The sequence below is a fragment of the Azospirillum formosense genome, assembly GCF_013340925.1.
Classification (GTDB): domain Bacteria; phylum Pseudomonadota; class Alphaproteobacteria; order Azospirillales; family Azospirillaceae; genus Azospirillum; species Azospirillum formosense.
The window spans coordinates 1-12,061 of the sequence record NZ_WHOR01000176.1 but is presented as its reverse complement, the minus strand read 5'-3'; the positions used below and the strand labels follow the sequence as shown (position 1 = coordinate 12,061).

The following is a 12,061-nucleotide window of genomic DNA, read 5'->3' as shown; positions in this document are numbered from 1 at the left end:
GTGACGACCCGCCCCCGAAGAAGCGGGTCGTCACCGTCCAGCGCAAGGCAAAGGCGCAGCCGGACTCCCAGGCGGCGGCCATCGTCCGGCCCGCGGGCCGCAGCGGAGCGGTCGCCGAGGTGGATTTCGGCACCCAGTTCAAGCGCGACTGGAACGCCCTGATGAAGAAGCTGCTTGAGCCGTAAGGCCTCGCCGGGTCAGGTGCGGGCCTCGTCCAGCCACTTCCTCACCGCCGGCGGCTCGTAAGCGGCGAAAGCGTCCAGGATGCCCGGCGCGGTGTCGCGGACGATCAGCATGTCGCGGTGCTTGGGCTGCATGAAGCGCTCCCCCGCCACATGGTCGAGGAAGCCGGCCAGCCCGTCGTAGAAACCGGAGGCGTTGAGCAGGCCGCAAGGCTTGTCGTGGCGGCCGAGCTGCGCCCAGGTCCACACCTCGAACAGCTCCTCCAGCGTGCCGATGCCGCCGGGCAGCGCGATGAAGCCGTCGGACAGCTCGGCCATCAGGGCCTTGCGCTCGTGCATGGTGGCGACGATCCGCAATTCCTGAAGGCCCTTGTGGCCGACCTCCTTGTCCATCAGGAATTGCGGGATGATGCCGGTGACCGTGCCGCCCGCCGCCAGGACCGAGTCGGCGATCCGCCCCATCAGGCCGGTCCGCCCGCCGCCGTAGACGAGGCCGATGCCACGCTCCGCCATGTGGCGGCCAAGCTGCTCCGCGGCCTCGCCATAGGCCGGGTTGGTGCCGGGGTTGGACCCGGCATAGACGCAAATCCGCATGTCGTTCCTCTGTGCGCGCCGTCTCTTGGACGCTTGTCGTAACAGGTGGCTTACCGGACGCGGGTGGCCGTGAAGCGCTGGCCGGGGTTCACGAACTCGTCCTGCGCCGCGATCAGTTGCAGCTCCCGCGTGCCCATCCGGCGGGTGGTCTGGAAAATGGCGTAGATGGCCGCCGCCGCCTGCTCCAGCGCATCCGCCGGATCGAAGGCCTTCAGATAATGGGCCAGGAACAGGGCGGCCACGGCGTCCCCCGACCCGTTGGGCGGCGGGTCCAGCGGCAGGCGCGGGGTGGAGACCAGCCACGCGCCGTCCCGGTCGTCGGCCAGCATCTCGATGTGGCCGGGGTCGGCGTCCTTGCGGGTCAGGCTGGTCACCAGGACCAGCCGCGGCCCGCGCTCCCGCAGGGAGGCGGTGGCGGCCAGCGCGTCGTCCAGCGTCTCCACCGTCCGGCCGGTCAGATACTCCAGCTCGAACTGGTTGGGGGTCATCAGGTCTGCGGCGGGGACGGCGTGGTCGCGGATGAACTCCGGCAGGCCGGGGCGCACGAAGAAGCCGCGCCCGACGTCGCCCATCACCGGGTCGCAGGCGTAGACGGCGCGCGGGTTGGCGGCCTTCAGCCGGGCCGCCGTCTCGACGATGACCTGCCCCAGCCCGACGTCGCCCATGTAGCCGGAGAGCAGCGCGTCGCAGGTCGGCAGGACGCCGCGCGCGGCGATGCCGTCCATCAGGTCGGCCACATGCTCCGCCGTGAAGACCTGTCCGGTCCATTCGCCGTAGCCGGTGTGGTTGGAGAATTGCACCGTGTTCACCGCGATGGCGTCGCAGCCCAACCGCTGCAGCGGGAACACCGCGGCCCGGTTGCCGACATAGCCGTACGCGACGTGGGACTGGATCGAAATGACGGTCTTCATGGGCGGACGATCCGAAAGGTTGGGCGCGCATCCTAAACCGTCCGCGCCACACGCTGGGGATGTTTCCATGCAGACCAGAGTTTCACGCCTTACGCGCCGCATGGACAGGGGGATCGGACGCGGCTAATCCTGCGGCAACGACACAAGAACGCCTGAGGGAATGCCATGGCCGCCACCGCCCGCCCGCGCCGCAGCGTGCTCTACATGCCCGGCTCCAACGCCCGCGCCCTGGAGAAGGGGCGCAGCCTGCCCGCCGACGGGCTGATCCTCGATCTGGAGGACGCCGTCGCCCCCGACGCCAAGGCCGAGGCCCGCGCCACCATCAAGGCGTCCATCGCCGCCGGCGGCTATGGCGGGCGGGAGCTGGTGGTCCGCACCAACGGGCTGAACACCCCCTGGGGCTACGACGACCTCGTGATGGCGGCCGCCAGCGGCGCCGACGTGGTGCTGCTGCCGAAGGTGGAGAGCGCCGATATGGTCCGCCAGGCCGAAGCGGTGCTGCGCGCCAACGGCTCGCCCGACGGACAGACCATCTGGTGCATGATGGAGACGCCGCTGGGCATGCTCAACGCCAAGGAGATCGCCGGTGCCAGCCCGAAGCTGGGCGGTCTGGTGATGGGCACCTCCGACCTCGCCAAGGACCTGCACGCGGCGCACACGCGCGACCGGCTGCCGATGCTGACCAGCCTGGGCCTCTGCCTGCTGGCGGCGCGGGCCTACGGCCTCGCCATCCTCGACGGGGTGCATCTCGACCTGAACGACGACGCGGGCTTCGCCGACTCCTGCGCCCAGGGGCGGGAGCTTGGCTTCGACGGCAAGACGCTGATCCATCCCAAGACCATCGCCGCCTGCAACGCCGCCTTCGCGCCGAGCGAGGACGAGGTCGCCCAGGCCCACCGCATCATCCAGGCCCACGCCGAGGCCGTCGCCCAGGGCAAGGGCGTGGTTCTGGTGGACGGACGGCTGGTGGAGAACCTGCACGTCGAAAACGCCCGGCGCCTCGTCGCCATGGCCGAGGCGATCCGGGCGCTGGAGGCGGCGGGCTGAACACCCGCCGCTCAGGATTCACAACGCTGGATCAGGAATCGCGGCGCGCCTGGGCGTCCTTGACGAACTGCGACACCCGCCCGATCTCGCGTGGGTCGGTGTCGACCGTCCGGCGCCCGCTGGGGATCGGGCGCATGCCCTTGCGGGGGGTGCGCCCGGGGGACGGGTGCTGGGGCTCCGCCTCCTGCTTGCGCTTCAGGGCGTCCTTAAGGTTGGCCTGGACGATCGCGCGCCGCCGCTCGGCGCGGAACCGCTCCAGCCGCCCGTTCACCCGCTTCAAGGCCCGCGCATAAACCTGCTTCTTGGCCGACAGGCCACGCTCGCTGGCGGCGGCCGATTGCTGGCCGGTGCCGCTGGCCTTGCCCCGCCGTCCGCGGCGCCGTGAGGCGATGATGTCGCGCGCCCGGTCACGCTCTCCCCGCAGCCAGCGGGCGAGCGTCAGGGTCTCATCGGGCGGCAGGGACTCCAGTTCCGGGTAATGGCTGCGGCGAACCTGCTCGAATTCCTTTTCGGACAGCAGCCGTCGTTCGGCCGTGAGTTCGACTCCCATCGTAGACCCTCTCTGCTTTGTGGTCCCGCTTCGGCTTACCCCCGTCCGCTCAACCGATCGGGAGGCGAAGCGTTCCCGGATGCCGTCCGATGGATCCTGATGCCACTTAGGGGTGCCGAAGGAATCGGAATCACGACCTCCCCGGAACCAAGTCGCCCCCCATCGGTTTTCCGACATGTGGCAGAGGTGGAGGTTGAAGATGGCCTCGAAAGACAACGGCCAAGACGAAGTCCAAACCGGGAGCGGTCGCACATCGAACCGCGGCTTCGCGTCGATGGACCGTGACCGGCAACGCCAGATCGCCAGCAAGGGCGGGGAAAGCGTGCCAGCCGACAAGCGCAGCTTCTCCAAGAACCCGGAACTCGCCGCGGAGGCGGGGCGGAAGGGGGGCCGGAGCGTACCGGCGTCCTCCCGCAGCTTCTCCAAGAACCCGTCCCTGGCCGCCGAAGCCGGGCGAAAGGGCGGGCAGGCGAGCCATGGCGGACGCGGGGCCGCCCTGCGCCCGGGCGAAGGCGACTGACGGCACCGACGAAGAAAGCCCCTCTCCACACCGGAGAGGGGCTTTCCTTTCGCCGTCCGCTGGTCAGCGTCCCCCGGCCCGCCGGGCCGGGACCGCAACCGGTCAGGAGGCCAGCTTGTCCAGCTCGCGCAGGATCGAGTCGCCCATGACGGTCGTGGAGCAGCGGGCCATGCCCGGCGCCATGATGTCCGCCGTGCGCATGCCGCCCGACAGCACGTTCTGCACGGCCTTCTCCAGCATCTTCGCCTCCTCGTCCATGTTGAACGAGTAGCGCAGGCACATGGCGAAGGACAGCAGCGTCGCGCAGGGGTTGGCGAGGTCGCGGCCGGCGATGTCCGGGGCGGAGCCGTGCACCGGCTCGTAGAGAGCCTTGCGCTGGCCGTTGGCGTCCGGGGCGCCGAGCGAGGCCGACGGCAGCATGCCGAGCGAGCCGGTCATCATCGCCGCCTCGTCCGACAGGATGTCGCCGAACAGGTTGTCGGTGACGATCACGTCGAACTGCTTCGGGTTCTTCAGAAGCTGCATGGCGCCGTTGTCGGCGTACATGTGCTCCAGCGTGACGTCGGAGAACTCCTCCTGATGGAGCTTCGTGACTTCCTGGCGCCACAGGAGGCCCGATTCCATCACGTTGGCCTTCTCCATCGAGTGGAGCTTGTTGCCGCGCTTGCGCGCCAGCTCGAAGGCGACGCGGGCGACCCGGCGGATCTCGCTGGTCGTGTAGACCTGGGTGTTGACGCCGCGGCGCTCGCCGTTGCCGATGTCGGTGATGCCGCGCGGCTCACCGAAATAGACGCCGCCGGTCAGCTCGCGGACGATCAGGATGTCCAGGCCCCTGATGACGTCGGCCTTGAGGGTCGAGGCATCGACCAGGGCGTCGAACACCACCGCCGGGCGCAGGTTGGCGAACAGGTTCAGCTCCTTGCGGAGCATCAGCAGGCCGGCTTCCGGACGCTTGGTGTAGTCGGTGGGGTTGTCCCACTTCGGGCCGCCGACGGCGCCCAGCATCACCGCGTCCACCGCCAGCGCGTCGGCCAGCGTCTCGTCCTTCAGGGGAACGCCGTAGGCGTCGATCGCCGCACCGCCGACCAGCCCCTCGGTGACGTCGAAGGTGACGTTGCGCTTGCGGTCGAGCCAGTCGATGACCCGGCGCACCTGGCGCATGACCTCCGGACCGATCCCGTCGCCGGGCAAAAACAGAAGCTTCTTGTTGGCGGGCATGGCGCACGCACTCCCCATTGGAGACTTTATCAGTGTTGTCTAATCCGCGGACCGACAGGCCGGAAGGTGGGTCCACCCCCGCCGGTCCGCAAGGCCGTCATGGCCTGATGCCATTGGGCCGGTATCGGTTGGCTTGGTTCAGCCCCAGAGCCAGGGCTGGCCGCCGCGCTGCTTGCCTTCATACTGGTCGATGAAGGCGGCCTGCTGCATGGTCAGACCGATGTCGTCCAGCCCGTTCAGCAGGCAATGCTTGCGGAAGGGATCGACCTCGAAGCTGATCTTGCCACCGTCCGGACCGGTGATCTCCTGTTTTTCCAGATCCACCGAAACGATGGCGTTCGACCCGCGCGACGCGTCGTCGAGCAGCAGGTCGACCTGTTCCTTCGGCAGCTTGATCGGCAGGATGCCGTTCTTGAAGCAGTTGTTGAAGAAGATGTCCGCGAAGCTCGGCGCGATGATGCAGCGGATGCCGAAATCGGCCAGCGCCCACGGCGCATGCTCACGCGAGGAGCCGCAGCCGAAATTGTCGCCCGACACGAGGATCTTGGCGCTGCGGTAGGCCGGCTTGTTGAGGACGAATTCCGCGACCTCGGCGCCCTCGGGGGTGTAGCGCATCTCGTCGAAAAGATGCTTGCCCAGCCCGGTCCGCTTGATGGTCTTCAGGAATTGCTTGGGAATGATCATGTCGGTGTCGACGTTGATCATCGGCAGCGGCGCCGCAACACCGGTGAGAACCGTAAACTTTTCCATCGCCAGAATCCTGTCGCGCAAAAGAGGCGCAAGCGTGTGCATGCGGAGTTCGGTGAATAGCAGACCCGTCCCGCCATTGCCAGAGGAAGCTTGCCGCAAACGGCGCCCGCGGCGCGCGATTCCGCATCCCGGAACACAGCCGGACGCAACGAAATTGCTCCCGAATTCCCTCCGTCGCCCCCAGCCCGGCATCCCGTCCTTGCTGCGGGACGCTCCCTCGCCTACCAAGGGGCGGACGCTCCCCTGGGTTCCGCGATCTCCATGACCTTGCTTCCCACCGCCCGCCGCCCGCGCACCGCGGCGCTCGCCTTCCTGTTGCTCGCCCCGCCGCTCTACGGCCTGCTTGGGCTGGCGCTCGGCATGGACGCCAACTGGGACCTGCGGAATTACCATTGGTACAACGCCTACGCCCTGCTGACCGGGCGGCTGGGCATGGACATGCTGCCGGCGCAGATGCCCAGCTTCTACAACCCCCTGCTGGACGTGCCCTTCTATCTGCTCGCCAGCCAACTCCCGGCGCGCGCGGCGGGATTCGTCTGGGGAACGCTGCACGGGCTGAATCTGGCGCTGGCCTTCCTGCTGGCCCACGCCACGCTGCGCGTCGGCGGCGCGGGCCAGCGGGTGGCTCTGGCCGCCCTGCTGGCGGCGATGGCCGGTTTCGGGGGCGGCACGCTGGGGCTGCTCGGCACCACCTTCCACGACAACATGGTCAGTCTGGGCGTGCTCGGCGCGCTGGTGGTGGTGGCCGGGTCGCTGCCGCGGCTGATCGACGGGCCGGCGCCCGGCGCCTTCGCGCGGGTGGCCGTGGCGGGGCTGATGGCCGGGGCGGCGATGGGGATGAAGAACCCGACGGTGATTTACGCGGTCGGGCTCTGCCTCGCCTTCCTGGCTGTGCCGGCGCGGCCCTGGCGGCGGCTGTGGCTGGCCTTCTTCTTCGGCGTCGGGGTGCTGGGCGGGCTGGCGCTGTGCGGTGGCTTCTGGATGGCCCATCTGTGGGTGGAGTACGGGAACCCCGTCTTCCCGCACATGAACCAGATCTTCAAGTCGCCCTTCGCCGCGCTGTCCGGCTACGTCAACGTCAGCTTCTTCCCGGACTCGCGGCTGGAGCGCCTGTTCTTCCCGCTGGTCTTCCCCTTCGCCCCGCTGAAGGTCGGCGAGGTTCCCTTCTTCGACCTGCGCGTCCTGGTGCTGTTCCTCCTCGTGCCCGTCGCCGCGGCGCTGGCGCTGCTCGGGCGGGCCTTCCACCGCCCCCCGTCCGGCGGAACGGCCGCCGGACTGACAGACACCGCCGCCACCCGCTACCTGCTGACGGCCATGACGGTGACCTACGCGCTGTGGGTGGGGATGTTCTGCATCTACCGCTATCTGGTGCCGCTGGAGATGCTGGCCCCGCTGGCCATCGTCATGGCGGCGGGCCTGCTGCCGGTGCCGCGCCGGGCGGCGCTCGTCCTGGCGGCGGCGCTCCTGCTGCTCGTCCAGGCCACCGCCCGGCCCGCCGACTGGGGCCGCGTGCCGTGGAGCGAACGCTGGGTCGAGGCCGCCGTGCCGCCCATCGCGGACCCGGACGACACGATGGTGCTGATGGCCGGCTACTGGGCGATCTCCCACGTCATCCCCGCCTTCCCGCCGCGCATCCCCTTCGTGCGCATCCAGTCCAACTTCCTCCAGCCGGACTCGGTCGGCAACGGCTACCTCGCCCTGATGCAGGACAAGGTGGGCGCGCACCGCGGTCCCTTCCTGATGCTCAGCACGATCCCCGACACGCCCGGCGCGGCGAAGGCCGCGGCCCTTCTGGGGCTGCGGGTGGCGCAGGACAACTGCCGCGTCATCCCCAACAACCTGGGCGAGCCGCTGAACCTCTGCGCCGTGCAACGAATGGCGGACCTTGAAAGGTCAGTGGATTAAATCAGGCGATTGTGCTGTTTAACCCTACACCGGCACCGTTTCGAAGCGCATCGCCATGACCGTCTCCACCATCGACCGCCCTGCAGCGTCCGCAGCCCCGACCATGGAGCCGGACCCGGACACGGCGCCCGCAATGGCTCCCGTGGTGGCGGTGCTGATCCCCTGCTACAACGAGGAGACGGCCATCGCCGCCGTCGTGCGCGACTTCCGCGAGGCCCTGCCCGACGCGACGGTCTACGTCTACGACAACAATTCGTCCGACCGCACGGTGGAGGTGGCGAAGGCCGCCGGCGCCGTGGTCCGGCACGAGCCGTTGCAGGGCAAGGGCAACGTCATGCGCCGGATGTTCTCCGACATCGAGGCGGACGTCTATGTGCTGGTGGACGGCGACGACACCTACCATGCGCCCTCCGCGCCGCTGATGGTCAAGCGGCTGTGGGAGGACCAGCTCGACATGGTCAACGGCGCCCGCGTCACCGAGATCGTCAAGGCCTACCGGCCCGGCCACCGCTTCGGCAACAAGCTGCTGACCGGCATGGTCGCGCTGATCTTCGGCAACCGCATCCAGGACATGCTGTCCGGCTACCGCGTCTTCTCGCGGCGCTTCATCAAATCCTTCCCGGCGCTGGCCAGCGGCTTCGAGACGGAGACGGAGCTGACCGTCCACGCGCTGGAGCTGAACATGCCCATCGCCGAGATCAAGGCGCCCTACAAGGACCGCCCGCCGGGCTCCCACAGCAAGCTGAACACCATCCGCGACGGCGTCCGCATCCTGCGCACCATCGTCAATCTGGTGAAGGAGGAGCGCCCCCTGCCCTTCTTCTTCGCCATCTTCGTGGCGCTGGCCGCGGCGTCGGTGATTCTCGCCTGGCCGGTTGTGGCGACCTACCTGCAGACCGGTCTGGTGCCGCGCCTGCCCACCGCCGTTCTGTCCACCGGACTGATGCTGCTGGGCTTCCTCAGCCTGACCTGCGGGCTGATCCTCGACACCGTCACGCTGGGGCGCCGCGAGGCCAAGCGCATGCGCTACCTGTCCATCCCCGCGCCGGGCGTCCATCCGGTCCGCAAGGCCGCCGGGTCCTGACCATGGGCGATCTCTGCGGCACCCTGTCCGACAGCCGGCTCGGCCGGCTGGCCGTGCAGTTCGGCAAGTTCGGCCTCGTCGGCGTGGTCGGTCTGGTGGTGGACACGGCGGTGGTCTATGCGCTGGTGTTCGGCGCCGGGCTGGAGTTCTTTGCCGCCCGCATCCCGGCTTATCTGGCCGCCGCCACCACGACCTTCGCGCTGAACCGCGCCTTCACCTTCCGCGGCGCGGCCGACGCGCCGTTGTACCGGCAATGGGCGGCCTTCCTGGCCGCCAACGCCTTCGGCGGGGTGGTGAATTACGGTGTCTCGATCGGGCTGGAAGCCACCCTGCCGCTGGCCGAGGCCCATCCGGTGCTGGCCGTCGCCGCCGGTTCGCTGTCCGGCATGGTCCTGAACTTCGCCGCCTCCAAGCATCTGGTCTTCAAGGGCGCCTGATCCTCGAAGTCCTGAGCCCCTCCTTCCGGATAGCGCCGGAAGTCCCATTGTGCGCCGCCACAGACACCCGAAGTCCATGGAATGGGGCGCATCCAACGGGAATGGCCCCGACACCGACCTGCCTTGGCAAGGAGCCGGGAGGAAGCCATGAACAACAGCGACGTGCTGTGGGCCTGGGTGGCCGGAGTCACCGTGTCCATAGCCCTGCTGGTCGGGCTGTCCCGCGCGGACGGTCCGCCGACCCACGCCACGGACGGGCACTTCATACTGCCCGACATGGCGATGGGCGCCGCGGGCTGGGATTACGAGGCGTGGGAGCGCACCGGTGGAACGCCGCCGCGGCCCGAGTCGGAGGACACCCTCGCCCGGATGCTCGACCTGCTGGAAGGCATCCCCCCGGCGTCGGGCACCACCCCGTCCGGCGGGGACACGGCCGACACCGGCGGGGCCGAAACCCAGTGACTCCGTGAACTCTTTGCCGCGACCACCCCGTGCAGCCATGGACTCCGCAGGCCCGGTCGCCATATAACGGCGGTCATGACGCGCGAATTCCTGAAGATGCACGGGCTCGGCAACGACTTTGTCGTGATCGACGCCCGCAACACGCCGTACTCGCCGGCCGAGGCCGAGGTGCGTGCCATCGCCGACCGCAAGACCGGGGTGGGCTGCGACCAGTTCATCGTGATCGAGCCGGCGAAAACGGACGGCACGGCGGGCTTCATGCGCATCCGCAACGCCGACGGCGGCGAGGTGTCGGCCTGCGGCAACGCCTCGCGCTGCGTCGGCTGGCTGCTGATGGAGGAGGCGGGGGCGGAGCGCGTCGCCTTCGAGACCAACGCCGGCATCCTGCGGGCCAGCCGCGCCGACAACGGGCGCATCACCGTGGACATGGGTCCGGCCAATCTGGACTGGGCGCAGATCCCGCTGGCGGAACCGGCGGACACGCTGCGCCTCGACGCGGTGTCGCACGGCGGCTTCGCCGGTCCCACCGCGGTCAGCATGGGCAACCCGCACGCCGTCTTCTTTGTGGACGACGCCGAGGCGGTGCCGCTGGCCGAGGTCGGCCCGGTGTTCGAAAATCATCCGGCCTTCCCCGAGCGCACCAACGTCGAGTTCGTCCAGGTGCTGTCCCCCACGGCCGTCCGCATGCGCGTGTGGGAGCGCGGGGCCGGCATCACCCAGGCCTGCGGAACCGGCGCCTGCGCCACCGCGGTCGCCGCGATCCGCCGCGGGCTGACCAACCGCAAGGTCGACGTGATTTTGGACGGCGGCACCCTGACCATCGAATGGCGTGAGGACGGCCGCGTCCTGATGACCGGTCCGGTCGCCCTCAGCTACACCGGGCGGCTGTCTCCGGAGCTGGTCGCCGTCTGAGCGGTCTCCATTGAAGCGTAGGACCGCCCGTTAGGCTGAAAGAGCATGAGCGACACTGTGACCAACGAGCCGGAGATCGTCACCTTCGGCTGCCGCCTGAACACCTACGAATCCGAGGTGATGCGCACCCACGCCCGCAACGCCGGGCTGGAGGACGTCGTCATCGTCAACACCTGCGCGGTGACCTCGGAGGCGGAACGGCAGGCCCGCCAGACCATCCGCAAGCTGCGCCGCGAGCGGCCGAACGCCCGCATCGTGGTGACCGGCTGCGCCGCCCAGATCGACCCGCAGCGCTACGGCGCCATGCCGGAGGTCGATCAGGTGCTGGGCAACCAGGAGAAGCTGCAGCCGGAAAGCTGGGGTCTGGCCCCGGCGGAGAAGGTGCTGGTCAACGACATCATGTCGGTCAAGGAGACCGCCGGCCATCTGATCGGCGGGTTCGAGGACCGGGCGCGCGCCTTCGTCCAGGTCCAGCAGGGTTGCGACCACCGCTGCACCTTCTGCATCATCCCCTATGGCCGCGGCCCGTCGCGCTCCGTCCCCATCGGCGCGGTGGTAGAGCAGGTGCAGGCGCTGGTGAAGGCCGGCTACAACGAGGTCGTGCTCTCCGGCGTGGACATCACCAGCTTCGGCCCCGACCTGCCGGGCACGCCGACGCTGGGCCAGATGGTGCGCCGCCTGCTGGCGCTGGTTCCGGAACTGCCGCGGCTGCGCCTGTCCTCGCTCGACTGCATCGAGATCGACGACGACCTGTGGCGGCTGATCGAGACGGAGCCGCGGCTGATGCCGCACCTCCACCTGTCGCTCCAGGCCGGCGACGACATGATCCTGAAGCGCATGAAGCGCCGGCACAGCCGCGCCGACGCCATCGCCTTCTGCGAGCGCGTGCGCGCCCTGCGTCCCGACATGGTGTTCGGCGCCGACTTCATCGCCGGCTTCCCGACCGAGACCGACGAGATGTTCGAGAACACGCTGCGGCTGGTCGAGGAGTGCGGCCTGACCTGGCTGCACGTCTTCCCCTACAGCCCGCGCCCCGGCACCCCGGCCGCCCGCATGCCGCAGGTCGACGGCGGCCTCCGCAAGGAGCGCGCGGCCCGTCTGCGCGCGCGCGGCGCCGAGGCGGAGGCCCGCACGCTGGCCTCGCTGGTCGGGCGCGAGGTGTCGGTGCTGGTCGAGAAGGACGATCTCGGCCGCACCCAGCATTTCGCCGAAATCCGCCTGGGCACGCCCCGGCCCCCCGGCTCCGTCCTGCGCGCCACGGTCACCGGCGTGGCCGGCGGCGCGCTGACCGGCACCCCCCTTTGAGAACAGTGGACACGCCATGATCCTGCGTTGGTTCGGCCGCAAGAAGCCCGAAGAGCAAGCCCGCAAGGACGAGACGACCGCCCCGCTCCCGGAGCCGGTCCCCGCCGAGCCCGCGCCCGCGGAACCGGCCCAGGAGGCACCGGCCCCGGAACCGGTTGCCGAGGAGCCGCCCCCGGTGCCCGAG

At 69.5% G+C, this 12,061-nt stretch carries 14 protein-coding genes; 9 read left to right on the top strand and 5 right to left on the bottom strand.

The features are described from left to right. Window positions 1-185, top strand: a 185-nt coding sequence (locus GBZ26_RS20130; protein ID WP_174440367.1) for a hypothetical protein, incomplete at its 5' end; no start/stop codon positions are given. Between the two features lie 12 nt (window positions 186-197). On the opposite strand, the gene GBZ26_RS20125 is transcribed toward GBZ26_RS20130, so the two are convergent. Next, window positions 198-776: an LOG family protein gene (locus GBZ26_RS20125; protein WP_174440366.1), complete on the bottom strand. Its 579-nt coding sequence runs from the start codon at window positions 774-776 to the stop codon at window positions 198-200. 50 nt (window positions 777-826) lie between these two features. Further along, entirely contained in the window at window positions 827-1,687 is an 861-nt protein-coding gene (gene pdxY / locus GBZ26_RS20120; protein WP_174440365.1) for a pyridoxal kinase PdxY, read from the bottom strand. A gap of 165 nt (window positions 1,688-1,852) precedes the next feature. Between pdxY and GBZ26_RS20115 the strand changes: the two genes are divergently transcribed. Next, the gene (locus GBZ26_RS20115) at window positions 1,853-2,734 is read left to right on the top strand and encodes an HpcH/HpaI aldolase/citrate lyase family protein (protein ID WP_174440364.1); all 882 of its coding nucleotides are present in this window, start codon (window positions 1,853-1,855) and stop codon (window positions 2,732-2,734) included. A gap of 31 nt (window positions 2,735-2,765) precedes the next feature. Here GBZ26_RS20115 and GBZ26_RS20110 read toward each other — a convergent pair whose 3' ends face one another. Then, entirely contained in the window at window positions 2,766-3,284 is a 519-nt protein-coding gene (locus GBZ26_RS20110) for a hypothetical protein (protein WP_174440363.1), read from the bottom strand. Between the two features lie 199 nt (window positions 3,285-3,483). On the opposite strand from GBZ26_RS20110, the gene GBZ26_RS20105 reads away from it, so the two are divergent. Beyond that, entirely contained in the window at window positions 3,484-3,804 is a 321-nt protein-coding gene (locus GBZ26_RS20105; RefSeq protein ID WP_149164357.1) for a con-10 family general stress protein, read from the top strand. A 102-nt stretch (window positions 3,805-3,906) separates the two neighbouring features. Here the strand turns inward: GBZ26_RS20105 and leuB are convergent, their stop codons facing one another. Continuing rightward, window positions 3,907-5,022, bottom strand: a complete 1,116-nt coding sequence (gene leuB, locus GBZ26_RS20100; protein WP_174440362.1) for a 3-isopropylmalate dehydrogenase — start codon at window positions 5,020-5,022, stop codon at window positions 3,907-3,909. Between the two features lie 138 nt (window positions 5,023-5,160). After that, window positions 5,161-5,772 (bottom strand): 3-isopropylmalate dehydratase small subunit, encoded by a 612-nt coding sequence (leuD, locus tag GBZ26_RS20095; RefSeq protein ID WP_145677319.1) that lies wholly within the window; start codon window positions 5,770-5,772, stop codon window positions 5,161-5,163. 261 nt (window positions 5,773-6,033) lie between these two features. Between leuD and GBZ26_RS20090 the strand changes: the two genes are divergently transcribed. From GBZ26_RS20090 to mtaB, 6 genes are all read left to right on the top strand, one after another. Further along, the gene (locus tag GBZ26_RS20090) at window positions 6,034-7,677 is read left to right on the top strand and encodes a hypothetical protein (protein ID WP_174440361.1); all 1,644 of its coding nucleotides are present in this window, start codon (window positions 6,034-6,036) and stop codon (window positions 7,675-7,677) included. A gap of 55 nt (window positions 7,678-7,732) precedes the next feature. Then, window positions 7,733-8,761, top strand: coding sequence for a glycosyltransferase family 2 protein (locus tag GBZ26_RS20085; protein WP_246653658.1), 1,029 nt, complete (start codon window positions 7,733-7,735; stop codon window positions 8,759-8,761). A 2-nt stretch (window positions 8,762-8,763) separates the two neighbouring features. Next, entirely contained in the window at window positions 8,764-9,198 is a 435-nt protein-coding gene (locus GBZ26_RS20080; RefSeq protein ID WP_174440360.1) for a GtrA family protein, read from the top strand. A 147-nt stretch (window positions 9,199-9,345) separates the two neighbouring features. Then, on the top strand, window positions 9,346-9,660 hold the full coding sequence (locus GBZ26_RS20075) for a hypothetical protein (protein ID WP_174440359.1): 315 nt from the start codon (window positions 9,346-9,348) through the stop codon (window positions 9,658-9,660). Window positions 9,661-9,735: 75 nt separating this feature from the next. After that, window positions 9,736-10,572, top strand: a complete 837-nt coding sequence (gene dapF, locus GBZ26_RS20070) for a diaminopimelate epimerase (protein ID WP_174440358.1) — start codon at window positions 9,736-9,738, stop codon at window positions 10,570-10,572. A gap of 45 nt (window positions 10,573-10,617) precedes the next feature. Beyond that, window positions 10,618-11,877, top strand: a complete 1,260-nt coding sequence (mtaB, locus tag GBZ26_RS20065; RefSeq protein WP_174440357.1) for a tRNA (N(6)-L-threonylcarbamoyladenosine(37)-C(2))-methylthiotransferase MtaB — start codon at window positions 10,618-10,620, stop codon at window positions 11,875-11,877. The last annotated feature ends 184 nt before the right edge of the window (window positions 11,878-12,061 follow it).

Bases quoted from the DNA above. Each gene is read 5' to 3' on its own strand.
- mtaB (WP_174440357.1), top strand. From the start codon at position 10,618: ATGAGCGACACTGTGACCAACGAGCCGGAGATCGTCACCTTCGGCTGC.
- pdxY (WP_174440365.1), bottom strand. From the start codon at position 1,687: ATGAAGACCGTCATTTCGATCCAGTCCCACGTCGCGTACGGCTATGTC.
- leuD (WP_145677319.1), bottom strand. From the start codon at position 5,772: ATGGAAAAGTTTACGGTTCTCACCGGTGTTGCGGCGCCGCTGCCGATG.
- GBZ26_RS20115 (WP_174440364.1), top strand. From the start codon at position 1,853: ATGGCCGCCACCGCCCGCCCGCGCCGCAGCGTGCTCTACATGCCCGGC.
- GBZ26_RS20080 (WP_174440360.1), top strand. From the start codon at position 8,764: ATGGGCGATCTCTGCGGCACCCTGTCCGACAGCCGGCTCGGCCGGCTG.
- GBZ26_RS20110 (WP_174440363.1), bottom strand. From the start codon at position 3,284: ATGGGAGTCGAACTCACGGCCGAACGACGGCTGCTGTCCGAAAAGGAA.
- GBZ26_RS20090 (WP_174440361.1), top strand. From the start codon at position 6,034: ATGACCTTGCTTCCCACCGCCCGCCGCCCGCGCACCGCGGCGCTCGCC.
- GBZ26_RS20105 (WP_149164357.1), top strand. From the start codon at position 3,484: ATGGCCTCGAAAGACAACGGCCAAGACGAAGTCCAAACCGGGAGCGGT.
- dapF (WP_174440358.1), top strand. From the start codon at position 9,736: ATGACGCGCGAATTCCTGAAGATGCACGGGCTCGGCAACGACTTTGTC.
- GBZ26_RS20075 (WP_174440359.1), top strand. From the start codon at position 9,346: ATGAACAACAGCGACGTGCTGTGGGCCTGGGTGGCCGGAGTCACCGTG.
- GBZ26_RS20085 (WP_246653658.1), top strand. From the start codon at position 7,733: ATGACCGTCTCCACCATCGACCGCCCTGCAGCGTCCGCAGCCCCGACC.
- leuB (WP_174440362.1), bottom strand. From the start codon at position 5,022: ATGCCCGCCAACAAGAAGCTTCTGTTTTTGCCCGGCGACGGGATCGGT.
- GBZ26_RS20125 (WP_174440366.1), bottom strand. From the start codon at position 776: ATGCGGATTTGCGTCTATGCCGGGTCCAACCCCGGCACCAACCCGGCC.